17 protein-coding genes and 1 other annotated feature are annotated in these 25,891 nt (G+C 59.8%); of the genes, 7 read left to right on the forward strand and 10 right to left on the reverse strand.

Annotated features, from left to right (window positions below; translation table 11 throughout):
* Nucleotides 1-112 precede the first annotated feature (112 nt).
* Both ABT375_RS05995 and ABT375_RS06000 read right to left on the reverse strand, forming a co-directional pair.
* On the reverse strand, nt 113-1,282 hold the full coding sequence (locus tag ABT375_RS05995; protein WP_416464448.1) for a cytochrome P450: 1,170 nt from the start codon (nt 1,280-1,282) through the stop codon (nt 113-115).
* Between the two features lie 44 nt (nt 1,283-1,326).
* Nucleotides 1,327-1,533, reverse strand: a complete 207-nt coding sequence (locus ABT375_RS06000) for a ferredoxin (protein WP_416464449.1) — start codon at nt 1,531-1,533, stop codon at nt 1,327-1,329.
* A gap of 376 nt (nt 1,534-1,909) precedes the next feature.
* Between ABT375_RS06000 and ABT375_RS06005 the strand changes: the two genes are divergently transcribed.
* A complete protein-coding gene (locus ABT375_RS06005) occupies nt 1,910-3,511 on the forward strand; it encodes a GMC family oxidoreductase (RefSeq protein WP_416464450.1) in 1,602 nt (533 codons plus the stop codon).
* Between the two features lie 250 nt (nt 3,512-3,761).
* Nucleotides 3,762-4,616, forward strand: a complete 855-nt coding sequence (locus tag ABT375_RS06010) for an SDR family NAD(P)-dependent oxidoreductase (RefSeq protein ID WP_416464451.1) — start codon at nt 3,762-3,764, stop codon at nt 4,614-4,616.
* A 47-nt stretch (nt 4,617-4,663) separates the two neighbouring features.
* On the opposite strand, the gene ABT375_RS06015 is transcribed toward ABT375_RS06010, so the two are convergent.
* Nucleotides 4,664-5,065 carry a VOC family protein gene (locus tag ABT375_RS06015; RefSeq protein ID WP_416464452.1) on the reverse strand — a complete coding sequence of 134 codons (402 nt, stop codon included), beginning with the start codon at nt 5,063-5,065 and terminating at the stop codon, nt 4,664-4,666.
* A 205-nt stretch (nt 5,066-5,270) separates the two neighbouring features.
* Here ABT375_RS06015 and ABT375_RS06020 point away from each other — a divergent pair, with 205 nt between their 5' ends.
* Nucleotides 5,271-5,942 carry a TetR/AcrR family transcriptional regulator gene (locus ABT375_RS06020; protein WP_416464453.1) on the forward strand — a complete coding sequence of 224 codons (672 nt, stop codon included), beginning with the start codon at nt 5,271-5,273 and terminating at the stop codon, nt 5,940-5,942.
* Between the two features lie 2 nt (nt 5,943-5,944).
* On the opposite strand, the gene ABT375_RS06025 is transcribed toward ABT375_RS06020, so the two are convergent.
* Both ABT375_RS06025 and ABT375_RS06030 read right to left on the reverse strand, forming a co-directional pair.
* Nucleotides 5,945-6,625, reverse strand: a complete 681-nt coding sequence (locus tag ABT375_RS06025; RefSeq protein ID WP_416464454.1) for a hypothetical protein — start codon at nt 6,623-6,625, stop codon at nt 5,945-5,947.
* A gap of 120 nt (nt 6,626-6,745) precedes the next feature.
* On the reverse strand, nt 6,746-9,160 hold the full coding sequence (locus ABT375_RS06030) for a TonB-dependent receptor (RefSeq protein WP_416464455.1): 2,415 nt from the start codon (nt 9,158-9,160) through the stop codon (nt 6,746-6,748).
* Nucleotides 9,161-9,378: 218 nt separating this feature from the next.
* Here ABT375_RS06030 and ABT375_RS06035 point away from each other — a divergent pair, with 218 nt between their 5' ends.
* Complete coding sequence (locus ABT375_RS06035) at nt 9,379-10,800, forward strand: NAD-dependent epimerase/dehydratase family protein (RefSeq protein WP_416464456.1); 1,422 nt, start codon at nt 9,379-9,381, stop codon at nt 10,798-10,800.
* A gap of 63 nt (nt 10,801-10,863) precedes the next feature.
* On the opposite strand, the gene ABT375_RS06040 is transcribed toward ABT375_RS06035, so the two are convergent.
* The 4 genes from ABT375_RS06040 to ABT375_RS06055 form a co-directional block, all read right to left on the reverse strand.
* A complete protein-coding gene (locus ABT375_RS06040) occupies nt 10,864-13,305 on the reverse strand; it encodes an alpha-L-rhamnosidase C-terminal domain-containing protein (RefSeq protein WP_416464457.1) in 2,442 nt (813 codons plus the stop codon).
* Nucleotides 13,302-14,303, reverse strand: coding sequence for an alpha/beta hydrolase (locus tag ABT375_RS06045; protein WP_416464458.1), 1,002 nt, complete (start codon nt 14,301-14,303; stop codon nt 13,302-13,304). Before ABT375_RS06045 ends, ABT375_RS06040 begins: the two co-directional genes overlap by 4 nt.
* Nucleotides 14,300-17,095, reverse strand: coding sequence for a glycosyl hydrolase (locus ABT375_RS06050; protein ID WP_416464459.1), 2,796 nt, complete (start codon nt 17,093-17,095; stop codon nt 14,300-14,302). The genes ABT375_RS06045 and ABT375_RS06050 overlap by 4 nt, the downstream gene beginning before the upstream one ends.
* A 256-nt stretch (nt 17,096-17,351) precedes the next feature.
* Nucleotides 17,352-19,559, reverse strand: a complete 2,208-nt coding sequence (locus tag ABT375_RS06055) for a beta-glucosidase family protein (RefSeq protein WP_416464460.1) — start codon at nt 19,557-19,559, stop codon at nt 17,352-17,354.
* A 181-nt stretch (nt 19,560-19,740) separates the two neighbouring features.
* Here ABT375_RS06055 and ABT375_RS06060 point away from each other — a divergent pair, with 181 nt between their 5' ends.
* Both ABT375_RS06060 and ABT375_RS06065 read left to right on the forward strand, forming a co-directional pair.
* A complete protein-coding gene (locus ABT375_RS06060) occupies nt 19,741-20,391 on the forward strand; it encodes a TetR/AcrR family transcriptional regulator (RefSeq protein ID WP_224550687.1) in 651 nt (216 codons plus the stop codon).
* A gap of 62 nt (nt 20,392-20,453) precedes the next feature.
* Complete coding sequence (locus ABT375_RS06065) at nt 20,454-20,771, forward strand: hypothetical protein (RefSeq protein WP_416464461.1); 318 nt, start codon at nt 20,454-20,456, stop codon at nt 20,769-20,771.
* Between the two features lie 230 nt (nt 20,772-21,001).
* On the opposite strand, the gene ABT375_RS06070 is transcribed toward ABT375_RS06065, so the two are convergent.
* Nucleotides 21,002-22,230 (reverse strand): IS3 family transposase gene (locus tag ABT375_RS06070; RefSeq protein WP_416462458.1). Its coding sequence is split into 2 segments (ribosomal slippage): nt 21,002-21,942 and nt 21,942-22,230, totalling 1,230 coding nucleotides; the frame shifts between segments, so codons are not numbered across the junction.
* Nucleotides 21,833-21,949, reverse strand: a sequence feature (AL1L pseudoknot). It overlaps the preceding gene by 117 nt.
* 919 nt (nt 22,231-23,149) lie before the next feature.
* Between ABT375_RS06070 and ABT375_RS06075 the strand changes: the two genes are divergently transcribed.
* Nucleotides 23,150-25,612, forward strand: a complete 2,463-nt coding sequence (locus ABT375_RS06075; protein WP_416464462.1) for a TonB-dependent receptor — start codon at nt 23,150-23,152, stop codon at nt 25,610-25,612.
* The last annotated feature ends 279 nt before the right edge of the window (nt 25,613-25,891 follow it).

A 25,891-nucleotide genomic window follows, 5' to 3' on the forward strand; every position in this document is an offset into this window, starting at 1 on the left:
CAACGATTCATTTTTTGTCGCTCACGAGAGAGCGCACCAATCTATTGAAATAGAACGATATTATTCCCAAGATGCAACGGAGAGCCGCTTCACAAACCCCGCTTCGGAGGGACTACCAGCGGAGCTTGAGCGAGGTAAAGCCCATGACAGCACCGCCAAAAGCTACCCCCCCTGCTCCCGCGTCGGCCAGTTCGAAGTCAGGTATCCGACGTAGCCATTGTTGCAACGAGATCATGATCTCCCGCTTGGCGAGATGGGATCCCATACAACGATGCGGACCCACGCCGAAGGTGAGATGGTTGTTGACCTTGCGGTCGAGGTTAATCGCCTGCGGATTGTCAAAGATCGCGGGATCCCGGTTGGCCACCATATTGGGCAGAACAACACGATCATTTCTGCGAAATTGAATGCCTTTGTAAACACAGTCCCGCATCACGCGACGATAGATATTTGACACCGCGCTGATCCGCATCAGTTCCTCGATGGCAATTTGAAAGGCCGCCGGATCATCCAGCCTGCCCCGAAAATGAGCGCGGGCCTCCGGCGTGGTCGCCAGATACCGCCAGACATAGGCCATCGTGTTTGTCACCGTATCCAGTCCCGCAACGAACAGCAGGAAACCGCAATTCAATATGTCCTGCCATGGATAAGGCCCTCCTGCTTCGTCCCGCGCCGCAACGATGGCGGATGCGATATCATGTCCAGGTTCGCGTAGCTTGGCGCGGAACATCTCGTCCAGAACCTCGTAAATGTCCGTAACATTCATCGCCCGCACCTGGGAATCAGTGCTCCGGAAGAAGATATTGGCCAAGGCGATAAATTCCGGCAGCCGTTCTTCAGGCAGGCCAAACAGGTCCAGAAATGTTGCGGTCGGAAATTTCGCCGCATAATCCTCGATGAAATCGCACCCTCCCGCGTCGGCAAAACCGGCGATGAGGGTATTGGCGCGATGCTGCAACCCTTCCGTCATCCGACGCACGGCCAGCGGCGTGAACATCGGCGCCAGCAGCTTGCGGAAGACATTGTGATCCGGCGGATCGACCCCCTGCGGCTGCATCACCGGAAAGGGTTCGATCGGCGGGATCGGCGTCTGATGGTTCGAGAATAGCTGATGGTCGCGATACCCCTCGACGATGTCGATATATTTCAGGAAGACCCAGTGGCCGCCATTGCGCGGTGTATAGAAGATCGGTGGAACGCCCTTGCGCACGAGACCGTGCCAAATCTCCGCCGGGTCGCTCATGCCTCGGGGAATATCGAAGAAGTCGAAATCGACGATCATATCTGCAGGCACATGATCAGGGGCTGATGGTTGCCATTGTAGCATCAAGCTTTTCCGCCTTTCACGATACGCAGCGCGCCCTCTGGACAGTTACGGACAGCGAAACGCACCTTTTCCAACAAATCATCGGGGAATTCAGACTGTGCTATGACAACCTTTCCTTCGTTATCATCGGTTGAAAATATCTCAGGACAGATATCTTCACATCGCGCGTGACCCTGGCAAATATTCATGTTTGCAACAACGTACATCGACAACTCTCCCAATTAGTCATTGCTTATGCTTTTACCAGCGCTTGGGTGCTCCGCCTACGCAGGCATCGGCGCCGAAGCAGCCATAAGGAACCATAAGCGACATAATCTTTGGCGGGGACGGCCTCTGCCCGGGCAGTCAACCCGACGGCGTAGCCACATCCGCCGCGCAATGTCATCGGCGCGCACCATTGCAAACCCTCGCAGCAAAACCCCAACACAGTCCGACTCATCCAAAGCTTCTCGCAAGATCATGTTGACCTGCGTAGGCATATATAGGAAATGATACGCATATAGACTCTGCCTTAAGCGCAATGTCGGCGGAAGATCGGCCCCGTTATAAATATAGGCCAGCGAAGAGAGGTCGGCAGAGGACATGGCGGACATATACGACTTCATCATCGTCGGAGGAGGATCGGCGGGATGTGTCTTGGCAGGTCGCCTGTCGGAAAATCCACGCAATCGCGTATTGCTGATTGAGGCAGGCGGCAAAGACAATAGCGTCTTCATCCATGCCCCCGGTGGACTGTTGCCGATCATGTATCGCGGCATGTTCCAATGGATGCATGTCAGTACGCCGCAAGCCCATGCCGGGGGGCGGCAAATGTATACGCCGCGTGGCAAGGTGCTGGGTGGATCATCATCCATCAACGGCATGGTTTATGATCGCGGCACGGCGGCCGATTATGACGGCTGGCGGCAGTTGGGTAATGAAGGATGGAGCTATGACGACGTCCTCCCCTATTTCCGCAAGCTGGAAGATTTTCAGCCGGGCGGCGAAGATGGCTTTCATGGACGCGGCGGCCCGTTGCTGGTGACGCGGCCGGGAATCAAAAACCCGCTGGCCAAGGCCTTTCGCGAGGCTGCAATCGCCGCCGGCGTCCCCTATAATGATGATCCCAGTGGATCCAGGCGCGAGGGTGTCGCGCCCGCAGACGTCACTGCCTCCGCCGGCCGACGTTGGAGCGCCGCTCGCGCCTATCTGAAGCCTGCATGCAGGCGGCCAAATCTGCGCATCGTCGTCCATGCCCATGTCGAACAAATCCTCCTTGAGGACGGACGAGCCTCGGGAGTCGCCTGGCGCCGGAATGGGCAGGTCGAGCAAGCCAGCGCCGAGCGCGAGGTGATCTTGTCAGCAGGCGCCATCCATTCTCCCGGCATATTGATGCAATCGGGCATCGGCGATGGCCATCATCTGCGCCAGGTCGGGGTATCTGTCATTCATAACCTGCCCGGTGTGGGCCAGAATTATCGCGACCATGTGGCGATCGCGGTCAAGCAACATTGCACCAAGCCGGTGTCGCTGTTCAACGTCTTCCATCCGCTGGTAGCCACCAAGGCGCTCGCCAATTTCCTGTTATTCCGCAAAGGACCGCTCGCCCAGCCGCCGGCGGAAATCGGCGCATATCTGCGAACCATGCCGGGCGCGGCGCATCCCGATGTCAAAGTGCATTTCGCAATGGCCCTTTATGAAGCCATGGGACGCAAGCTCATCATGGAGCATGGCTATTTTGCTCATATCGACCTGCTGAACCCGGACAGTTTCGGCGAAATCAGGCTCACCGGACCCCGCGCCTCCGACCCGCTCTCGATTGATCCCAATATCCTGTCCACGCCGAAAGACATGGCGATGGGGCGCGCCGCCATCCGCGCTGTGCGTACCATCTTCGCCCAAAGTCCCTTCGATCCCTTCCGCGGCGAGGAACTGGCGCCGGGCGCAAATATCCGATCGGACGACGAACTCGACACCTATCTACGTGCCACCGCAACGTCGGACATTCATGCCGTCGGCACCTGTCGAATGGGGCGTGACGCGATGGCGGTCGTCGATCCGCAATTGCGGGTCCGGGGGATTTCCGGGCTACGGGTTGTCGATGCGTCTGTCATGCCAAGGGTACCGGGCGGCAATACCAATGTGCCCACGATCATGGTCGCGGAGAAGGCGGCCGACATGATTCTCGACAAAACTAGGGAGTAGCCATGCCTGAACTGCGTTTCGACAGCAAGGTGGCCCTCGTCGCCAAAGCTGGTGCCGGCCCCGGCAGGGGCTATGCCACGCCGCTTGCGCCACGCGCAATCCGGGTTTCTGGCGGCCCGCTTCTCCGGCATGCATTCAGCGCGCTCGTTCAAGTACAAACTCGTCCAATCACAGAGTAGAACGGGCTCAGACGGACCAGTCCCGACCGCCGCAGATGCAGACATCCACCTGATCAAATAGGAAGAATCACATGACCGAAGAAGAAAAGATATTTTCCGGCGGCGTCGCCGTCATCACCGGCGCGGGCGCGGGAATCGGCATGGGCATCGCCCGCCGCTGCGGCCATATCGGAATGACCGTCATTGTGACCGACATCGACAAAGCGAATGCAGACAAGGTCGCGGCGGACATCATCTCGACGGGCGGCAGGGCGGAAGCCATCAAGGTGGATGTCTCCAAGCCCGAAGCACTCGACGCCCTGGCCCAGGACGTGTTCGACCGCCATGGTGCTGTCCGCTTGCTGGTCAACAATGCGGGCATCGAAACTATCGGTAATGTATGGGAAATTCCGACAGCGCGTTGGGAAACGACGCTCAACGTCAACATTCACGGCGTTGTCCACGGCGTGCGCGCCTTCGTTCCGCATATGCTGCGCGTGGGGCAGGAAGCATGGGTCGCCAACCTCGCCTCGGTTGGTTCATTTGGCCAGATGCCGACCCAAACCGCTTATATGATGAGCAAACATGCCATCCAGTCGTTTAGCGAATGCCTTTATCTGGAGATGCAGGTCGCCAAGGCGCCCATAAATGTCTGCTCGATCATTCCGGGCATGCTCAAGACGAGTATCTTCGATGCCCAAGGCGGCAAGGGCGAACCTCAAAGCGCCGTCGCTCATCGCGCGACCATGGCGCATATGATGGCCAATTACGGCATGGACCTGGACGAGGGCTGCCGCCTCTTCGTCCAGGGCATGGCGGCCCGCAAATTCTGGATTTCCAGCCAACCTGAGATGACTGAGCAGATGCTGGCGGGCCGGATCGCCTTCTTCGAGAAGCAGGCGACGCCCGCTTTGAGCGATCAGACCCGCGCGTTGCTTGGCCTCTGAATGCGCGGGACGGTGGCGGATCATGACCGCTACTGTCATCGTCGCTATCAGGCGACCGGCAGCAGTTCCACGACTTCGATCAAATGCCCTTCGGGATCGCTGACGAAGGCCACCTTTACCCCATGCTCGGCCTTGACCTCGACATCCATCACCACTGTCGCGCCGTTCGCCCGTGCGCGTGCCACGAAGCCGACGACATCGGGCGTTTGAAAACCCAGGATCACTTCCTCATTGGCCGGCGTTGAACGGTCCAGAAATTTGAAGAGGACAAAGGTGGAGCCGCCCGCCGCCGTGGGCTGGAATATGATTTCATCGATCTTGCGGTCCCCCACCGCATCCTGCACCCGCACCATTTCCGTCAGGCCCGCAACGTCTGTATAGAAGGCTGCCATCGCCTCCAAATCCTGCACGACCAATTTAGTGAAGCCGAAATGGGCTTTCTCAGACATGCCTTGCTCCTTGGTATGGGGAATGATGTGCGCCGCAAAGCATGCACGCGGCCCGCCCATTATACAACGCAATCGTTCTATTTTTCCGATGGCGTATTGGCTGCGCTTGTCCTGCTTGCTTGCCAGTCGCGCAGACGATGCCTAATGCGGCCTCGCCGACGGCTTCGCCCGATCTTGCACCGCCAGGGAGTTTAGGAAAGCGCCGATGCCCGTCTCCCGTCTTTCGAGCGCCGACCGTCGCCATGCCATCATTACCGCTGCAAAGGCGGTGTTCGCGCGCTATGGACTGGAGGGCGCACGCACACAGCAGATCGCCCAGGCGGCCGGCGTTTCGGAAGCGCTGCTTTTCCGTCATTTCGCTAGCAAAACCCATATTTATCGGGCTGTTCTGCGAGAGGTCATTATCGATCAGAATGCGACTTTCAGCGCTATGGGCACTGCAGAACCCAGCACGGACGGCTTGCTGGACATCATTTGCAAGCTGGTCGAACATGCGATGAAAGGCGCTGCGGCCGATAATGTCGAGGGCATGAGGATGGTGGTCGGCAGTCTGGCGGGTGACGGCGGCTATGCGCGCCTCATATACCGACGGGCTTTGCGGCTCTCATTGCCTGCGTTGGAGCGCGCCCTTGTGGCAGCCCAATCGGACGGAGCCATCACCGGCATATTGTTGTCGCCTACCAATGCCGTGGCGTTTCTCGAACATGTGGGCACGATGATGCTTATGGCCCGCTACCATAGCAGGACCGCCGTCCCCTATGACAGGAATGAGAGGATCGTCCGGCAGGATGCGATCCTGTTCTGCGGTCGGGGACTTGGCATAACGGAGGCACGCATTCAAAAATTCCTGGATGCGCTGCCCCCCTGCCCCGTGTGATCCTATTGCCATTCCACCACAGACAAGAGATGATTGGCGCGATCGGGGAATATATAATCGAATTCCAGCATCAGCGTCTCGCCCAACATGCCGCTCGACAACAAGTCGGTCTCGACGAAGGCCTGAACGCCATTCTTCCCATAGGCATAACGGTTCACACTTCGATAGATCGGTGAAGCATCAAGCCGGGCATCCACCTCGGCATCGCCGGGTAACGGACGGTTATACACCAGTTTGAGCCGCCCCTTGAGTTCCGGGTCATTGGCGTTCGCATCCTCCAGGGCGAGGAATATTTGCTCCAGATCCTCCAGGCTCTCCAGCAGCGTGCCGTAGTGGAACGTGAATTCGGGATCTTCGTCGATCTTCGCGCGCAAGGCTGCGACCGCGGGATGCTCATGCCCGGTACCGACATGCAACGCATCGTGGATCGCCTGCATCAGGTCGCGTTGCGCATCAGGCAGCACAGAAAGATAGATGATACCGTCACCGCGCGACCGATGACTGGCATCGACAACGAAGCGGTAAAAATGCGCTCCTGAAGGCAGCACCAGATCCTGGGTCAACACATAGCCGAGCATAGCAAGCAACTTGGCCGCCACCGGCCCTTCGTCCGGCGTCTTATAATGCAGCGCCATGTGCCCCATGGAACGGACGCCTTGCTCGATTGTCGATTCCGCCGCCATTTCTCATCTCCCATTCGCACAGCTGTACCTGCAACCCGCCCGCCCACGTCGAGAGCGACAACGGCCAGCGGTGCCATCGGCTGGCCGTATGCCTCAGTTCCGCTCGGTCGCCATGCCCTCTCAGAAGCGGAATGTGCCGGACAGCCCGAATTCGCGCGGGTTGGTGACACTTGCCAGACGATAGCCCGAATCCATCGACAATTGCGCCGTCGCAGTCGCATAGGTTGCATTGCCCAACGCAATATTGGTGATCCGCTTCTGGTTCAGCATATTCTTGACAAAAACCGTCAATTCGAACCGCTGGTCCTGCGTGCGGAAACCGGCAAACAGATTGAGCAGCTCTCGATCCTGATAGCGATAATCCACCCGCTGCGAATAAAAGCCCGGACGATAGGTGAACAAGGCGCGGACGAACGGCGTCACCGCCCCCATGGGAATACGGATTTCCGTGTTCGCCGTCAGGCTGAAGTCGGGGACATCGGCCAATCGATCGTTGGAGACGCAATAGCTGACATTGCCCGTCCCGGAGACGGCCGGTTGACCATTTTGATTAGGCGCGCCGCTGCCGTCAAAGTCGTTACACGGAACCAGCGCATTCTTGTAACGCGCCTTCGTATAGGCTGCACTGATGCCGAAATCCCAGTTACGGGTGATCCGGCCATCGAGCGACGCTTCAATGCCCTTTATCGTCGCATCACCATTATAGTTGAAGTCATAGAAACCCGTCGGTGGTGCCGATACAAAGGATTCGTAATAAATGCCGGCGAAACGGCTGAGATAATTGTCCAGCTTCTGATAATAGGCCGAGAGGGCATAATTGAAACGACGATCGGCAAAGCTGCCCTTCACTCCCAATTCGAAAGAGTCCGTCTTTTCCGGCCTGGTCTGGATAAGGTCTTCGGTCACGCCGCCAGGCACGCCAACGCCTGTGCTGCCAGCGCGATAGCTATGGCCATAGGCCGCAAAGACATTGAGCGTAGACATGATCTGGTAGCTGATGTTCGCACCGCCGGTCACCGGCTTGTAGGTGCGACGCTGGAGGGCTGCCGGAATAATTTCGGTCGGGCCTACCGCAAAGGCCGAACAGCCGAAATTCGGGCAGGCCAGGACATTGCCGGGCGACGAAAGCGTCAGCTGGCTGGTCTGGTTCGCCTTGATGATCGTGTAGCGCAGCCCCCCCTCGATCGACAGCGGGCCGCTGCGGAAGCGCAGATTGCCGTTGAAGGACCAGGTCGTCGTATCGACCGGCACGGTCACGATCGTATCGATCGGCAGATAGGGCAGCGCACCCAATATGGCTTGGCTCTCGGCAGGTGCGACGGGAAAGAAAAAGGCGTCGCCCGGTTGCTGCACCCGTGTCGTGCCGGTCTGGCGGGTATAGAAGGCACCCACACCCCAGCCAAGACCGTCCTTGTTGTTCGACGAGAGGCGCAGTTCGGCCGTGTCGACCTTATAGGGGATACGGACCGCAGACGCCGCGACATAGTCCGGCACGGCATTGCCCGGATCGAGATCGCGATTGATCTTGAGCAGGCTATATTGATGCGCGCCCACGAAGGACAGGGTAGCAGCCCCCAAGTCCCAGTCCGCAGCCAGATTGACCAGATGCGTCTCGTTCTGATTGCGGAACACGCCCTCCCCCGCTGCGCGATAGTCCGAGGCGCCAAGCGCAGGACCGGACGAATAATCGCCATTGGGTAAAGCGAAACCGCCAAGGAGCGGCAGCAGTTGATAATAGGGCGTGTTACCGGAACCAACGACCTGCTGGTACTGGGTGTTGTCGGCGTGAAGATATTGATAGGTCAGATAGGCCGTAAAGTCTTCGCCGGGCCTGAATCCCAAAGTCGCACGGACACTTTCGGTACGGCCATAGGAACGGTCATTGCCGCGATTGACGTTCCGCACGTTGTTGACACGATTGCCGTCCACCAGTCCCGCCACGCGCAGGGCGACCTTGTCGGAAAAGGGCAGCGACACTGCGCCCTGGACATTATAGCCGGCACGATCAGTCGCCGTACCCTGCATATAGCCCTCTATCGCCTCGAAGCTGGGACGACGGGTTGCGATCGTGATCGATCCCGCCGGCGCCGACAAGCCACGCAGCAGACCCTGCGGCCCGCGCAACACCTCGATCTGCTGGATGTCGTAGACGGCGGTGTAAGCGGTCTGCGCATCGGTCGGGATTTCGTTGTAATAAACCTGCACGGCCGGGCTGGTGCCCTGGTCGGGATCGAACGAAATGCCTCGCAGCGTGGTCGTGTTGTTACGGCCGGTGGTGTTGGTCATATCCAGGCCGGGCGCGAGCTGCTGCACGTCCTTGGCGTCGAAAATGCTCAACTTCTGGAGCTGCTCTCCAGTCGCGACATTGACGCTCATCGGCACATTTTGAAGCGAGCGTGCGTCGCGGGTCGCCGTTACGATGATCTCGTTGGACGCATTCTCATCCCCCGTCACTGCGTCCTGCGCCCATGAATGCGTAGGCATGGCCAGCGCCGTTCCTGCCATCAAGGCCGCAAAGCCGAAAATCTTGCCCATGACTTCCTTTCCCCATGCGGAATCACCGCTTGTCTTTTTCGAACGAAGCCGTACCATAATGGCAATGGCGGTTTGCGGGCAATGGCCTATTTGCGTTTAAAACATGTTTTTATGATACGCATATCATGCACACCTCTTCGCATATCCATCGCATAAAAAATATTCAGTGCAATTTTGCGTTTCGGTAAAGATTCCAAACGGGGAGCAGGCATCGCATCATGATCAATAGCCGAAAGACGATTTTCCTTACAGGTGCGACCGGCAATATGGGGCGCGAGGCAGTCAGGCAGATCGCGGCGAAGTGTGACACGCACCGCCTGCGCGTTCTGATCCGCCCAGAGGAAAAGGATCATCCCGTGGTCGGCGATATCCGCCGCAGGGGTCTTGCGGAAATCGTCTGGGGCGACCTCACCGATCCCATGTCGATCCGTGAAGGGGTAACAGACGCGAATGCAGTGCTGCACGTCGGAGCCCTTGTCTCTCCATTGGCGGATCGGTTGCCACCCGCCGTGGTCACCAAGGTCAATGTCGATGGCACCCGCAACATCGTCGACGCCATCCATGCCGTCGCCGATCCCAAGACGACCAAACTGGTTTACATCGGCACCGTGGCGGAGACCGGCAGCCGCAACGCGCCCGTTCATTGGGGCCGCTGCGGCGACCCGGTCAAGATCAGCATCTATGATCATTATGCCGCCACCAAGACCCAAGCCGAAGCGATCGTGGCGCAAAGCGGAATCGCCCATTGGGTCTCGCTGCGTCAAAGCGGCATGGCGCATTATGACATGTGGAAAATCTTCGACCCCATCATGTTTCACAACCCGGTCAATGGCGTGTTCGAATGGTCGTCCGCCCATGACAGCGGGCGACTGATGGCAGCCTTGTGCGAGGACGATCTGCCGGACGAGTTGTGGCGCGGCTTCTACAATATCGGTGGCGGCGCGACATCCCGGGTGGTGAACCATGAGTTCATGGAAAAAACCATGCCGACCTACAGGAAGATCCTGAAACCGCACTGGTTCGCAACGCGTAACTTCCACGGCCAATGGTATGCCGATTCCGATCGGCTCGAAACATTGGTGCCATTCCGGGAACAGTCGCTGGCCGACTATTTCGAACAGGCGCCGAAACACATGCCATGGATCGCGCGCCTCATCTCCCGACTGATGCCCGGCGCGGTCGGCAAACGGGTCGAAAAGCTGGCAATGGCGCCCGAAGGGCCGCTCCACTGGTTCGCCCATAATGACGTGGACAAGATCAACGCCTATTTCGGCTCTCGCGCTGCGTGGGAAGCCATCCCGCGCGACTGGGATGCGTTCGTCCTGGCCCAGCCTTCGCGCGAACCGACTTTCCTCGACCATGGATATGACGAAAGCCGTTCGCCGGAGAATTGGCGCATCGACGATCTGCGGCAAGGCGCCGAGTATCGCGGTGGGCGATGCCTGGCGCAGAGCTGCGATGGTCCCGACACGCCCGTCGAATGGCAGTCGTCGGCAGGCTGGCGCTTTATGATGACCCCGCGCCTCTATCTGAGAGGCGGCCATTGGTGTCCGAGCACGATGGTCGATCCGACGCGCTATGATGCAGAAGCGGCTCGCAATCCCTTCTTCGCACAAGTCTGGAGCGACGCAGCCGGCTGAGGCAAACCGACCATGATGGGAAGAGCATCTATAGGATTCTCTTCCCAGAGGGACAATCTCCCCTTACCGCAAAGGCAATGTCAGCCGGGTGGTGACATGGGTCAGCGGGTGGCGCTGGCCGTTCCAGAAGAAATCGCCCGGCAGATCCTTGGGCCGGCTAATCTCGGCGCTCAGCCTGTTGCCATGCACGCGATAGCGTACACGCACCCGACCATAAGGCGTCGCCGCCGTCGCGCTCACATTGCGCAACGTCCCCAGCGCAGGTTCGACCTTGAGCCGCGCATAGCCCGGCGCATCCGGACCGATCCCCGCGACGATGCCTAACAAATCGGCGGTAGGATGGGCACTCCAGGCGTGACTGTCGGATCGGGTGGAAGCGTTTGTTCCCGCTTGCCCTGCACCGTCCCGTTCTTCCGGCCAGGTCGTATAGTTGAGCTTCAGCAGATCGCGCCAGGTATCCAGTAAGCCAATATAGCGCGCTCCCTGTCCGACATGCACCAGCGCCTGCGCCAGATACCAGGCGAAATAATAGCTGACGGGAGTTACGCCCTCGGGCGCAGCGATACCCTTGCCCGGCACTATGATGTGATCGACGACAGCGCGGGCTTCATCCTTCGATCCGACGTCGTAGAGAATGGCGAGAGCATTCATATGCTGGCTGAAGCGGCTCCCGTCGGGATTGTCGGCGAAAAGCCCGCGCGCCGGCACCCAGCAGCGGGAACGGATCGCCGCCTTTACCGTTTCGGCCCGGGCTGCATAGCGCCGCCCCGTCGCCGCGTCGCCGAACGCCGCTTCGATCGCTGCGCCCTGTTGCAACGCGCCCAGCCAGTGGGCGCTCGTCAGGCAGCTTTCTTGCGCTTCCTGTCCGTAGGACGGAAATTCCGTTCGATCGACCGCGGACTGACCGACCCAGTCGACGAAATTCCATTGCGGATTCTTGGTCAGGAGTCCGCTCTTACCCCTATATGCCTCGAACCAGTCGAGAATATCGCGCATCCGGGCGATGTTGCGGATGATGGGCGCTGGATCGGGCTGACGCATCCGCCAATCGTCCAGCATCCCGACCCAGAGCAATGCAAAGGGCGCAATGACATTATGGCCACGCGTCGGCCAGGCGCTTTCGATGAGACCGCCTTCGACATTGGACGCCGCATAGGCATCGATCGCCTGCTCCGCGAGACGAGGATCGCCCGACACCGCATAGGAAATCAGCATCTGCAACCGGGTGTCGCCCGCATATTGCAACTGCTCCCAAAAGGCCGTGTCCATGTAGGTTTCATGCGCGTCGATCCGGGCCGTACGCCAGCCGACATCGAAAATCCGCTGCAGCGACGGATCGTCACTCGCAAAGCGTCCGACCTGCTGGAAGGGATAGCCCGTTTCGAAGGCGCGCAAACCCTCCAGCCGCAAGGGCTGGTCTTTCGTCTCGACCGCGATCTCGGCATAGCGCCAGGTTCGCCACCAGAGCGGTGCGAAACGGCGGGGCTGCCCATCGGCGACAAATGTGTCCCAGATGCCGATCGGCTTGCGATCCGCGATCAGGTTCCGATCGCCCTTGCGATTCTTCGCGTCGTAGAGCGCTTCGGCCCATGTCAGCTTGATCGTCGCCCCCTGCCCGCCCGAGACGCTGAGTTCCGGATAGGCCGACACCATTGCGTCGCGCTGGAGCAGCAGTTTCACTTTGCTGTTGGCGGGAATGGAGACGGCCCGGGACGGGAAGGCCATTCCGCCCGGCAGATCGGTGCGCACCACCTGCCCGGCAGCTATGGGCATATAGAGTTGCTGCGGCAGACGGTCGGCAACCAGCGTGCGGGCAGCGGCATCGGGCGCGGGGACTGCGTCCTGCCACCCATGGCCGGTTTCCTTCGGTCCTACCACGTCGAAATCGGCCTTGGCGGCGTCGATCGTTTCAGGATTGCCGGCGACATAGTACCAGAATTTCACCTGCTTCCACCCGTTGGCAAAGCCGTGGCCCGTGTCGCGCTTGACGCGCCAGCCCCGCTTGTCCGTGGCGATTGCGGCGGCATCGCCATCGCCCATCAGGCGAAAACCGGTCGCGACGCTCTGCTGCAAAAGCGGCGCCGTACTGGTGAACAATGCTGCGCCTTGCGCGGCCGACATCTGTTCCGCCGTGGGGCTGGGCGGCAGCTTCAATGGCTGAACGCCGTTCCAGACCGTCGCTGCGACGACGTTCGCACCGCGTTTCAACCATGGCGCAAGGTCGATGCCCTCTTCCCGCCAGTGGGCGATGTCGCCGGTCGAGGGACCGGAGGCGACGCGCTGGCCGTTCACATAGAGGATGAAACGATTATCGGCAGTGACGCGGACAGTATAGCTTTTGGGTTTCGCCTTGAGATCGACGCTTCTGCGAAAATGCAGGACGATCGGCCGTGCCTGTGGCCCGGCCTCCGCGTGACTGATCCACCCTTGCGCGCCCGTCTGCGCCACAGCCGCAGGAGCGCTACCCGCGAGGAGCGCAGCGGCAAGCCAGGAATAATTCCTCACTTCCTGGTCTCCGGGGCAAGGGCGCGGGCCAAAGCCGCTTCCAGCGCGGTCGTGAACTGCTGTGAAACCTGGCTCTTAGGGACAATCAGTTCAAACCCGTGGTACGCGCCCGGCACCACCAGCAATTCGGTCGGGACCGCGGCATTCACGAGACGACGCGCGAAGTCGATATCCTCGTCTGCGAACAGGTCGATGGAACCGACTCCTATAAAAGTGGGCGGCAGGCCCTTCAAATCCGCGACGCGAGCGGGGACGGCCCCCGCCGGGACAGCCGCTCCACCGGGCGCACGTCCCAGCATAGCTTTCCAGCCCTCACGATTCTGACGGGCAGTCCAGATGATCTGGCCGATGGTCGGCGGGACCGGGCGGCTGGTGCCGGTGCGATCGTCCAGCATGGGATAGACCAGCGCCTGAAAAGCGATCGGCACTTGCTTCCGGTCCCGCGCGGCGAGACTGACCATCGCCGCGATCCCGCCGCCCGCGCTTCCGCCCAGCAAGGCGATGCGGCGGCGATCGACGCCCAACAGGGCAGCCTCGTCATACAACCATTTGAGGGCCGTATAATTATCCTCCATCGGCGCGGGAAAGGGCGCTACGGTAGCGAGCCGATATTGCGCACTGACGATCACGCAGTCGAGCCGGGCGGCAAGTGACCTCAGCGCCGTCAGATTGTCCCGCGCATCGCCCGAGATAAAACCGCCGCCATGGATAAAGAGGATCGCCCCGCGTGGAGACTTGGCCGCGTCGGCGTCGGCATTGATGACATAGGCAGTGACGGGGGGCTGGCCGTTACGGGCTGGAAGGCGTCGCTCTACTATGCCGTCCGGCAGAACGCCGGGCTTGGGTGGCGTGAATTGGGCGCCATTTTGCTGCGCCTGCAGGATGATGCTCGCCATTGGACGCAACTCGGGGTCGACCGGCGCGAGGCGCGGGTCTGGGACCGGCGCTGTCGCAGCCGTCAATAGCAAGGCGCCCGCCAGGACCGCTATTCGCATCATCTTTGCGCCTCCATTACGACAGGTCCCGTCCATCCCGCCGCGACGGGTTTCAGCTTCTTATAGGTCGGGTCTTTGGGATTGATCATCGCATTCTGTGGCACATTGGCGATGGTGACGACCAGGTCATTCGTGCCGCCCTTTAACACGCCGGACAGGTCGACCCGATAGGGCGCGCTGATCGCCGGCGGTAGGATCTGGCCGTTGACGGTCACGGTCGCCATATCGTGCAATTGCCCCAGATCGAGTGTGACCCTGATGCCGGCGGCAAGCCAGCCTGCATCGACGCTGACCGTGCGACGATAGGTAGCGCTTCCGGCGAAACCCGCAAGATCGGGCACCTCACGCCAATCCTTCAGCGTCACCTGTCCGAAATCATGCGTATAGGATTTGCGCGCGACATGGCCCTCGACCTTGAGCGACCAGCCTTCGGCAGGAACGACGATCCGCCCCACCTGTTGCGGCACGCCAAGGTCCAGCGGCGCCCTGTTGGGGTCGAGTATGAGCAGCGCGCTTTCGCCAGGCGCTACAATCAGGGCCATAGATGTCGTGCCGTCGCCTCGCGCCGAGGAGAGCCGATCGACGCTGCCATCCATCGCGTTCCAGCGGCTGACCTCACCCGCCTGTGGCAAGGCCAGCGTGACACTGCGCGCCGCGTCGCCGCGATTATGCAGGAAGGTGACGATCCGTCCCTCGACCCTGCGCTGGACATAGACCAGGTCGGTCGCATCGCCCGTAAAGGTCAGATTGGCGGGAATGGCTGCCGTCCGCAGCGCGAACGCGATCGCGTCGGCTGGCACGATCTTCGCCCCGGCCTTGAGCGCAACGGCAACCGCTCTCTTCACCCGTGCATCGCGGCGCTTCATGTCGGCCAGCCCCTCATCCCGACCCGGCGTGCGGTCGGTGAACAGGACGGGCAGGCCCGCTTTGGCGAAGGCGGCGATTTTTTCGGCGGTATCCGCGCGAATGGCCTCCAGTGGCGGAAGGACCAGAACGGGATACCGTTGCCCACCCTTGGATACCAGCTGGCGGTCCTCGATTCGGGCGTGGGCGATGGAATCCGGATTGATCCGGTCATAATCATAGCCGCCAGCCAGGAACGTCTTTTCGGCTGCTTGCGCGCCTGCGCCCTCATCCTCGATGCCGACATAATAGCCGGTGCGCCCATAGAAATAGGCGACGGGGACCATCGCCTCTCCGGCCTGCATCACCGATTGCAGGCGCGCAATATAGGTAGCGAGCGGCTTGACGGCCGGCCAAATGGGATTGGTTTCGTCGAACATGGTGGAAAAACCGCCTGCAAAGGGACTCGGCTGGAACGCATGCCAGCCGGGCCAATCGCTGGCATGGAAGCGATAGTTCATGCCGTGCAGGATCATGGAATTCACTCCGCCCGCAATCAGCAGGTCCACGCGGCGACGCATTTCGTCCGGCGTTACCTCATAGGCGCGGTCCTTCCAGACCAGGCTTTCCGCCGACACCAGCGGCCGGCCGTAGAGATGCGCGGCCGACCGCGCGAAGCGCATGAACAACGGATCGCCGTCATGCACCAGATCCTCGGTTTCGGGAATGTCCGCGAGGCCATAGCCTTTGATGATGTCGAATGCCCCGCCATGCGCCTGAAACTTGGCCTTGATCCCATGTGCATGATTCCATGCGACGAATGGCTCGATGAACCCGGCGATCATCATATCGGACACGGTCAGCCGATAATCGGAGCGCACCCGCTCGGCCAGTTCATCGCCGGCACTGTTGAAATAGGGCGGAGACCAATGTTCGTCCCACGCCTGCATCCAGCCGGGCTGCACGACGAAGGGCAGATAGGGCGTCAGATCATAGCCTCGCCGCTTGCGGAACTCGCCCAGAAATTGCGGGCCCCATTGGATGTCCTGCATCAATTCGAGGCTGTCGACGAAGGTCGAGCGGATGCCGACTGGATTCTCGCCCAATGGATCGCCGACGCGCGCGACATGGGCGGCAAAGGCGGTGGGGTCCATATGATCGAGGATAAGCTGCGGCCCACGACCAGCCGCTCCCAGAACGCCGACATCGGACGCATATTGTTTGAACAGGAAGACCTGCCACACGCCCGGTGGCGGGGTCCAGTCCAGCGTCCCGTCTTCGCGCAGCCTGTCGGTCAATACGATGCGGCTTGACGCATCGAGCGCACCCGGCGTCTCAACATCTTTCCATGGCGAAATGGTGAAGCCCATCGGCCCTGCCGCGGCGCCATTGAGCGTGGGTGCGGCGCCCTTCATGGCAACGACCGCAACGATGCGGGCGCGGGCGTCCAGCCGCTTGCCCCAATCGGCAAATTCCGGCGCCTTCACACGGGCATCCAGAAAGTTGAGCGCGCCCAGCCGGCGGGTGCGCTTGGGTATCTCGACCGGGATTGGGCCTGCCGTGCCGCCCTGTACCTCGGTCCGCGCCATGGCGAGTTCAGTAAAGGCCTTTTCCGGCGGAATCGCGACGCCACCGCCCGACGGCCAGGACGAACCAAGCGTGTAATCGAGGATGAGGCCCAATGCTTTGGCCGCTTCCCCTGCCGCGCGGACATGCACGAAGAAGGACGGCTCGGCATAATCGTTGACGACCGCCTTCTCCTCCGGCGTCAGCGTCACGAAATTGGGCGACATCGCCTGAATTTCACCGCCCGCAAAGCCATTGTCCGCCATCAGCTTCACTTCGCGGCGCAATTCTTCTTCGCTCACCGCGGCACCCGGCCACCACCAGCGTAAACGGGGCTTGGCTTCCGCGGGCGGGTGAGCAAAACCCTCCTCCAGGGAGCCTGCCATGGCCGGGAGCGATGCCAGCATGGCCGATGCCGTCAATAGGCTGGCCACCAATCTGCGTGTCATCGTCATGGCTTCAAAGGCCCTTCTCTTTAAAAGGTGACGGGACACAGCGCTTCCTGGCTGCCGCCCTCCGCAAACCCGCGGCCTCAGAAAATGCGGGCGCATCATAATAACATGTGATGGACCGCGCCGACCGAGATAGCGTCACTCGCCGGCTCGCCCATGATGGTTCGGCGGTCGGCGCCGGAATCATGGCTCAGGGCTTCCGATCGATACGGTCGAGCCGGACCACGCCGGTCAACACCGGATCGGAGGCGGACGTCGAAACCTCAACCCTAAGTTTCCCTGCCGACATTTCCCAGCGTTGCGTCCGGGCATTGAAATCGGCCAGCACGCGGGGATCGGCTATAACCGTCACTTCTCGGCTTTCGCCGGGCTTCAGGTCCGGCTTCGCCCAGCCGATCAGCCGTTTCGCCTTGCCGGGCCGGGTGACATAGATTTGCGGCACATCGGCACCCTCGCGGCTGCCGCTGTTGGTCACTGTGAAACGGACCGTCAGGGTCTTGCCGCCCGTGACCTTCAGTCCCTCATAGCGAAAGCTGGTATAGCTGAGGCCATAGCCGAAGGGGTAAAGCGGCTTCGCGCCCTTCCGGTCGAACCACCGATAGCCGACGTCTGACGCTTCGGGATAATGAATGTCGAACGGCTTGGTCCCGGCCTGGAGCCCATATACAGCGCGGGTTTCCTTGTCCGCCGCTGGCGCGTTGGAGCCGGGAAGTACCGGATTGGGCAGTTGCTCCACCGACGCAGGGAACGTCACCGGCAAATGCCCCGAAGGATTGACCTTACCTGTCAGCACGCGGGCGATCGCCGCCCCCCCACGCTGCCCGCCATACCAGGCGGACAGGATCGCAGACACCTTCGTTTGCCATGGCATGATAACCGGATTGCCGGTCTCAAGCACCACCACGGTTTTGCCGTTGGCGCTCGCGACCGCATCGATCAATTCGTCCTGCCCTTCCCCCAACGACAGGTCGGGCTGATCGATGGCCTCCGCTGCATATTTTTCGGCGAAGATGATCGCCATATCCGCCGCCCCGGCCGCCCCGGCCGCTGCCGCGACATCCTTGCCATCCAGATAGCGGATGTCCGCATCCGGCAATTCGGCGCGCAGCGCGTCGAGTGGCGCCGTACCGCCATAGCCGCGCTTGGCGAAGCCGGCGGCGGGACCGCTCGACGCGCCCTTGGTCACACGCTTCAAGCCCCCGACCGGCGCAACCTGGCTCGACCCGCCACCGCCCGGCACGCCGATATCGGCATTGCCCCCGATGACGACGATCCGCCTGACCGACGCCGCAAGCGGAAGCATGTTCTGCTCGTTGCGCAACAGCACGATGCCCTGTTCGGCGGCGCGCTGCGCGATGGCGGCATGCGCGTCATAGTCGATCGATTGTCCAGGTTGCAGCGGATGGTCCGCGACGCCATGCGCGTACATGGCGCGCAGGACACGCCGTGCAGCGGTATCGATGGCAGTTCTAGGAACGCTGCCCTCCTCAACCGCCTTGACGAGCAGGTCGGAGAAATAGCGCTTTCCATCCAGTTGCTCGCCCGACTGCTGGTCGAGACCCGCAAGGATCGCCTCGGTCGAATGAACGGCGCCCCAGTCCGACATGACGAAGCCCTTATAACCCCAATCCCGGCGCAGCACGTCCGTCAGCAAAAATGGATGTTCGCAGGTATAGATGCCACCCACCCGATTATAGCTGCACATCAGGGAACCCGGATCGCCCCTTTCGATGCCGATTTGAAAGGCCAGCAGATCGCTTTCCCGCATCGACGCCTCGTCCATTTCGACCGAAGCGACATTGCGGCCAGTCTCCTGATTATTGAGGGCATAATGCTTGATAGTGGCGATAATATTGTTGGATTGGACCCCGGCAATTTGCCCGCCAACCAGAATACCCGCCAAGAGCGGATCTTCGCCCAGATATTCGAAATTCCGTCCCGCTCGCGGATCTCGCACCAGATTGACGCCGCCAACCAGCATGACGTTGAACCCCTTGGCACGCGCTTCCGCCCCGATCATCGCCCCGCCCGCGCGCGCCAACTGCGGGTCCCAACTGGCAGCCAGCGACATGCCGGACGGAAGCGCCGTCGCCACGTCGCCCTTGCGCATATCCATCAGGTTCGAAACGCCCAGACTGGCATCCGTTTCAACCAGCATCGGAACACCTAACCGTTCCACCCCCTCGACATAGCCCGCGCCGACCGTCATCCCCTCGGGACGCTTCGCCGGAGCGACCATGGCGGCGATAGGGCCATGGAGAAGATGCAGCTTCTCCGCAAAGGTCATTTCCGCCAGCGCATTTTCTGCGCGCCGGTCTGCGGGAACAGTTTCTTCCCTGGCTTGCGCCGAAATACTGCCAATAAGAGCCAGGCAAAGCGCGGCAGGTAGCTTGGTCATGATGGTCTGCTATCCCCTCGACAGGGCAGGCCGGCGGCCACCCATTGATTATGGGGCTGGGATAACGCGCTTCTGTTGCCCGGTCAATATTCGATCGGTATCGTTCGATTAATGGCATGACGGTCGATTTCCTATCTCCATCATTGCTTCCAATCCCGGCATCGGCCAAAAAAGGGGCGACATGCCAAAGAAAAGCACCGCCAAAGCCTTTGTGCCCAAAAGGGGCCGTCCTACCGCCGATCAGTTGGCTGCGATTGAGCAGACGATCCTGACGACCGCGCGCGATATGTTTCTTGGAGGCAGCTACGATGCTGTCGCAATGGAAAATATCGCTGCGGTTGCAGGAGTCTCCAAAGGGACGCTGTACGCCCGTTATCCCTCCAAGGAAGCACTGTTCACGGCGATCGTCGAGAACAGGGTGAACCAGTGGTCCGCCGAAGCAGCGCAACAGGATCACCTGCTCAGCAAAGATATCGGGGAGCGTTTACGACATCACGGCCATACCATCGCGCATTCTGTAACCCAGCCCGAAGTCCTCGCATTTCAGCGCCTGCTCTTCGCCACGCGCGAGCGCTTCCCGCAATTGTCGAAGGCGATGTACGAGGCGGGCTATCTCTACATCGTGCGCCTGATCGCCCGGGATATCGCAGAAGCCGCCGAAAGGGACGGCATTCCTGCCCGCCAGCCCGAAACCATCGCACGCATGTTCGTGTCCGCCATTACCGGATGGCATCTACAGGAAAGCGGCGAACACCCCATCACGCTGGAAGAAATCATCGGAGCAGCAGACGGAACCACCGATCTATTCATGGCGGCCAGAGCCCTTTGGTAGGACTTGAATTTAGAACGGTATCGTGCGATATGACCCTCTATCGATAAGGAGGATACCGAAACATGCGCCGTTTCCTGATTGCCGCTGCCGTGACTCTGACACTAGCGAGCACGCCCGTGCTGGCCCAGACGACATCTGCTCCTGCATCTTCGGCCCCGGCTAAGCCGAAATATACGTCTACGGATACCGATCTCGGCACATTGCTCGACGATCCTGTCGCCAAGGCTATCGTCGAAAAGCACATCCCCGGCCTGACCACCAACGATCAGGTCGACATGGCTCGCGGAATGACCCTGAAGGCCATTCAGCAATATTCGCCGGACGATGTCACGGATGCCCGTCTCGCGGCGATCGACGCTGAACTTGCGAAGCTGCACTGAAAAGAGCGACAGACATGAGACGAAAAGGGCGCCCCAGCGGGCGCCTTTTTTGTCCGATACGCATTCCGCCAGCGCTCACGCGGGCATCCTCCATTTTCTTCAATCGCACGGGAACCGTCATTTCGGCCACCGACAGATGCCAGGCGATTTCCCGAGTGGTTGCACGACCGTTGATGCGCAGAATAGCGATGTGAACCGTACCGGGTTTGCCGGAGGCTATTTGGTTTAAGTTACGCAGCCATGGAGACGTCGTCCAGCATGGCATAATATTGTGCTTCGGCCTCAGCCGGTGGGATATTGCCGATGGGCTCCAGCAGGCGTCTGTTGTTAAACCAGTCCACCCATTTGAGCGTGGCATATTCGACGGCTTCAAAGGACCGCCATGGTCCTCGCCGATGTATCACCTCGGCCTTATAAAGGCCGTTGATCGTCTCAGCCAAAGCATTGTCATAGCTGTCGCCGACGCTGCCAACCGATGGCTCGATCCCGGCTTCGGCAAGCCGCTCCGAGTATCGGATCGACACGTATTGCGATCCGCGGTCGCTGTGATGGATGAGACCACCCCGATGGACAGGACGTCGTTCGTGGATAGCCTGTTCCAGTGCGTCCAGCACGAAGCCGGCATGCGCAGTCCTGCTGACCCGCCAGCCCACAATGTAGCGAGCATAGACATCGATCACGAAGGCGACATAAACGAAGCCCGCCCACGTCGCGACGTAGGTGAAGTCCGACACCCAGAGCATGTTCGGCGCCGGTGCATGGAACTGCCGGTTCACATGATCGAGCGGGCACGGCGCAGCCTTGTCGCTGATCGTGGTGCGCACGGGCTTGCCCCGGATCACCCCCTGTAAACCCAGATCGCGCATCAGACGCGCGATAGTGCAACGGGCAACAGCAAAGCCCTCGCGGTTCATCTGCCGCCAGACCTTGCGCACGCCGTACACCCCGAAATTCTCGGCAAAGACCCGGACCACCTCTGGCTTCAGATCCTGATCGCGCCGGACACGATCTGACAGTCGCTCCGGATCACGTCGCTGTGCGACGCGCTCATGATAGGTGGATGGGGCAATTGGCAGAACCCTGCAAATCGGCTCGACCCCATATTCCGCGCGATGCTCGTCTATGAAGGCCGTCATCGTTTGAACGGGCGGTCGAGCTCCGCCTGGGCAAAATATGCGCTCGCCTTGCGCAATATCTCATTGGCCTGACGCAACTCCCGGTTCTCACGCTCCAGCGCCTTCAGGCGATCAGCCATCTCGGTAGGCACGCCAGCGCGCTTGCCGCTGTCCACCTCCGCCTTCTTTACCCACTCGTTCAGCGTGTGCGCCGAGCACCCGATCTTCTCGGCGATAGAAATCATCGCTGCCCAGCGAGAGGGATGATCTGCTTCGTGATCCAGCACCATGCGCACCGCCCGTGCGCGAACCTCAGGTGCAAACTTGTTCGTCGTTTTGCTCATATCGGCTCCACTTACTCAGAAGTTGGAGCCTCCGGCAAACCCGGTACGGTTCAATGATTGCGGCGTCAAGACTGTCCAACCACCGCAGTGCCGGGGGCCGCGTTCTCCTGATTCACACTGCAATTTGCTCCCCAAATGCCCCGTCAGTCGGACCATCCTTCCAACGACATCTGATAAAAAATGGGCCAGTCTGACGACCGGCCCAAGATGAGTTAGGAGAAATGCCCAGAAGGCATCTTCTAATTGAACGATATAGTTCGATTAAGCAAGCCTGTTTTCGGGTCCATCTTTCGCTGCCCGTCACGTTGGCGCCACCGGGATCGGGTCGTCGTCGCCGGGCTTAAGCGGCGCCACCAGGCGTGTCGCTTTGCGCGCAATCCAGTGCTCGATGCTTTCGAAGATTTCATAAACGACCGGCACGAAGATGAGAGAGAGAGAGAGAGAGAGAGCGCCGTCGACGTGATGAGGCCACCTGTTACCGCCATCGCCACGGTCGTCATCACGACGGGTCTCTGCGCGCATAGAAGGCAGGTGGCACAAGTTCGATAGAATCGTATTAAGTTTTCATATTTCCTACGCATATTCAAATTCCATGACGGCGCCATTTCTAATATCATTTTTGTCAGATGCCTGCGAAGTCCGACAGATGGGCATCCGGAGAGCCAGCGCCATAAACTAAACATTGCCGAGACGAATTGTTACTTTTCTAAGTTTTTAGAGAGATAAAGACAGTCTAAATCATCGCTTCCTGTCCGAGCTGACATCGAAAAAGGCCCGATCACAATATCGGTCGGAGCCGTACAAATACCCTTTTACACGCGTCGCCATCAGGTATATAAGTTACGCACAGAGGCATTGAGAAAATGCCTCTGTTCGATCCAGCAAAAAAGGCGGATCGAGCATAATGGGGAGGATATCCATGCGAACCAAGCGTGTTTCGCGCAGCCTATTGCTGTGCTGCAGCCTTTTGGCCCTTACATTGCCTGAAATCGTCAGCGCTCAAGTCACGGATACAGAGATAATTGTTACGGCCACCCGCCGCGAGGAAAAGCTTCAGGAAGTATCGATGTCCGTCAATGTCGCGACGGGAGAGCAACTACAGAAATTCAATATTTTCGACGCCAAAGACGTGCAGCAACTCGCGCCCGGTTTGGAGTTGACGAATACGACCGGTCGCAACAACACTACAACCTTGCGCGGCGTCACCTTCGATCCGGATCAGGGCACTGCTCCTGCCGTCCAAGTCTATTATAATGAGATTCCAACCGACGCGCAGACCGCCTATACCGCACTATACGACATTTCCCAGATCGAGATATTGCGCGGTCCGCAGGGCCTGTTGCGTGGATTGTCGGCGCCCGCTGGTTCAATCACCATTGGCACCCGCCGCCCGAATTTCGACACGATCGAAGGTTTCATGCAATCGACCGCCACCGATCGTGCGGGCTACAACGTTCAGGGCGGCGTCTCCCTCCCCTTTTCCGACACGCTGGCGATCCGCGTGGCCGGCTTGGTCGACGGCAATCGCCTGAACAATGTCACAAACGTCAACCTCGGCAAGCGTTCGCACAGCAGGACCGAAAGCGCGCGCATCACATTGGGCTGGCGCCCAAGCGACGCTTTGAGCGCCTATCTCACCTATCAATATCTGACCGCTGACAATCGCCAGTTCCAGCAAGTGGTCGGCAGTGGAAACGAGCCAGTCTACAGCCCGGCCATCTTCGTCGGATTTCCTCTCAAGGACTCAAGCTTCGTCTCCGGCCCCAATCTTAGTCCATCGGATTATGGCGCAGTCAGCGAAGGCATTTTTCGCAACCAGAACGAGACCCATCTGGTCAATCTGGCCTTCGACTATGATCTGGGAGGATCGACGCTATCCTTCGTGGGCGCGCATCAGTTCAGCAAGTTGAAGATTCAGCGCGACCTGGACCCAAGCAATGCCGTGCCCAACTATATCCAGGCTTCCAAGGTCATTACCCCCTATAAGGTGGACACGGCCGAATTGCGCTGGAGCACCAACAATCAGGAAGGATTGGGAGGCGGCCTCGGCATCTTCTACACCAAGCAGACCGGAACCACTATTGTTGACCAACGCAACGACAGTTTCTCCTTTCCGCTCGATCCCAATGGTTTAATCCCTGGCACGACCATTCCCAACCGCTTTCCGGTAGGCGTTCATGTCGTGGTGCCGGTCTATACCCGGACCTGGTCGTTCAACGCCAACCTGCGCTACAAGACCGGCCCGCTGACGATCGAAGGTGGCGTTCGCTATTCGATCCTCAAGGCCATTCAGACGACACAGCAGACGCTGGATCTGGGACCGTTTCCCGATTTTCCATTTCCGGGCGCTCCGGCCGATTATGTGTTGACCGTGGGACCGACGGAAATCATCCCCGCCAATCTCCAGCAGCGCGTGAACAAACCCATTACGGGCGGCGTAACGGTGAACTATGCGCTTGCCGACACGATGAACGCTTATTTCGCCTATGGCCATTCCTTCCGCGCGGGCAGTACCGGCGTATCGGTGCCCGCCGCGATCAGCGACGATCTGATCAGCACGCGGGCAGAAAAGACAGACTCGTTCGAAGTCGGCCTCAAGGGCTCCGTCATGGACCGCAGGATAAATTACTCCAGCGCGGCCTTCTACCAGAAATTCAATGGGTTCCTCAGCCGTTTCACGGCCATCCAATTTAATTGCCCCGAAATCAACGGTCAGTGTGACGCGACGGGTCCAGCGATCAACAACGCCATCGACAGCACCAATGGTGGTTTCGACTTCAACTATAACGCAAATGCCAAAGTAAAAGGCATAGAGGCATCTATCGATACGCGCTTTATCGATACATGGGACATGAATGTTTCCGCCGCATATACACGTGCCCGCTTCAGCAATGCGCTGGTGCCTTGCAACGACTTTGACGGATCGGGCTCGCCCAATCAGAACGGTACGCCGAAAATCACAGGAACCGGCAATGTCAGCTACTGCCGCACTAGCGGCCGGATGGCGGAGGTTCCCGATTTCAGCCTGACCGCGAATACGGAACTGCGAATCCCGACCGGGGCCTATACGCCTTTCATCCGCGCCCTCTTCACCTATCGTCCGGGCTTCCATTCGGATCAGGTGAATTATGACTATCGAAGCCGCGAACTGCTCAACCTCTTCCTCGGCGTTCGGGGACCGGACAGTAGATGGGAACTGACCGCATTCGCGCGCAATCTGCTCAACCAGAAGCGGATCACAAATATCTCGCTAGGCAACGGCATTTCACCGACTTCCCAGCCTTTAGGCCCGACGGGCGCGATCCCCTATGATTCCGGTTACCGCCTGGTCAATGTGATGAATCCGCGCGAATTTGGCGCAACACTCAATTTCAAATGGTGACGTCGAATTAGAGAACTGGAAGCGCTCGGTCACGCCCGCCAGCAAGCTGGCACGCATGGGCATTATTGACGAAGAAAGAGGATTACAAAACTCTGGTAGCGGTCGCTGCGTAGCGGGGACGGCTACCAGAATACTCGAGGAACGCAGGTGGTCGAAGCGGGATATCGAGGCTGGAGGAACCGGGCAATGTCTGAGCGCTGGCCAAACGGGCTCAACTGCAATGGACCTCGCCTGCGAATTCTAGATATTGGCCCGTGGCCACGGCGTTGCCCGGCGAAG

The sequence above is a fragment of the Sphingomonas sp. VDB2 genome (genome assembly GCF_047946695.1).
In the GTDB taxonomy this organism is placed as follows: Bacteria; Pseudomonadota; Alphaproteobacteria; order Sphingomonadales; family Sphingomonadaceae; genus Sphingobium; species Sphingobium bisphenolicum.

Bases quoted from the DNA above. Each gene is read 5' to 3' on its own strand.
- ABT375_RS05995 (WP_416464448.1), bottom strand. From the start codon at position 1,282: ATGATCGTCGATTTCGACTTCTTCGATATTCCCCGAGGCATGAGCGAC.
- ABT375_RS06000 (WP_416464449.1), bottom strand. From the start codon at position 1,533: ATGTACGTTGTTGCAAACATGAATATTTGCCAGGGTCACGCGCGATGT.
- ABT375_RS06005 (WP_416464450.1), top strand. From the start codon at position 1,910: ATGGCGGACATATACGACTTCATCATCGTCGGAGGAGGATCGGCGGGA.
- ABT375_RS06010 (WP_416464451.1), top strand. From the start codon at position 3,762: ATGACCGAAGAAGAAAAGATATTTTCCGGCGGCGTCGCCGTCATCACC.
- ABT375_RS06015 (WP_416464452.1), bottom strand. From the start codon at position 5,065: ATGTCTGAGAAAGCCCATTTCGGCTTCACTAAATTGGTCGTGCAGGAT.
- ABT375_RS06020 (WP_416464453.1), top strand. From the start codon at position 5,271: ATGCCCGTCTCCCGTCTTTCGAGCGCCGACCGTCGCCATGCCATCATT.
- ABT375_RS06025 (WP_416464454.1), bottom strand. From the start codon at position 6,625: ATGGCGGCGGAATCGACAATCGAGCAAGGCGTCCGTTCCATGGGGCAC.
- ABT375_RS06030 (WP_416464455.1), bottom strand. From the start codon at position 9,160: ATGGGCAAGATTTTCGGCTTTGCGGCCTTGATGGCAGGAACGGCGCTG.
- ABT375_RS06035 (WP_416464456.1), top strand. From the start codon at position 9,379: ATGATCAATAGCCGAAAGACGATTTTCCTTACAGGTGCGACCGGCAAT.
- ABT375_RS06045 (WP_416464458.1), bottom strand. From the start codon at position 14,303: ATGATGCGAATAGCGGTCCTGGCGGGCGCCTTGCTATTGACGGCTGCG.
- ABT375_RS06050 (WP_416464459.1), bottom strand. From the start codon at position 17,095: ATGGCAGGCTCCCTGGAGGAGGGTTTTGCTCACCCGCCCGCGGAAGCC.
- ABT375_RS06055 (WP_416464460.1), bottom strand. From the start codon at position 19,559: ATGACCAAGCTACCTGCCGCGCTTTGCCTGGCTCTTATTGGCAGTATT.
- ABT375_RS06060 (WP_224550687.1), top strand. From the start codon at position 19,741: ATGCCAAAGAAAAGCACCGCCAAAGCCTTTGTGCCCAAAAGGGGCCGT.
- ABT375_RS06065 (WP_416464461.1), top strand. From the start codon at position 20,454: ATGCGCCGTTTCCTGATTGCCGCTGCCGTGACTCTGACACTAGCGAGC.
- ABT375_RS06075 (WP_416464462.1), top strand. From the start codon at position 23,150: ATGCGAACCAAGCGTGTTTCGCGCAGCCTATTGCTGTGCTGCAGCCTT.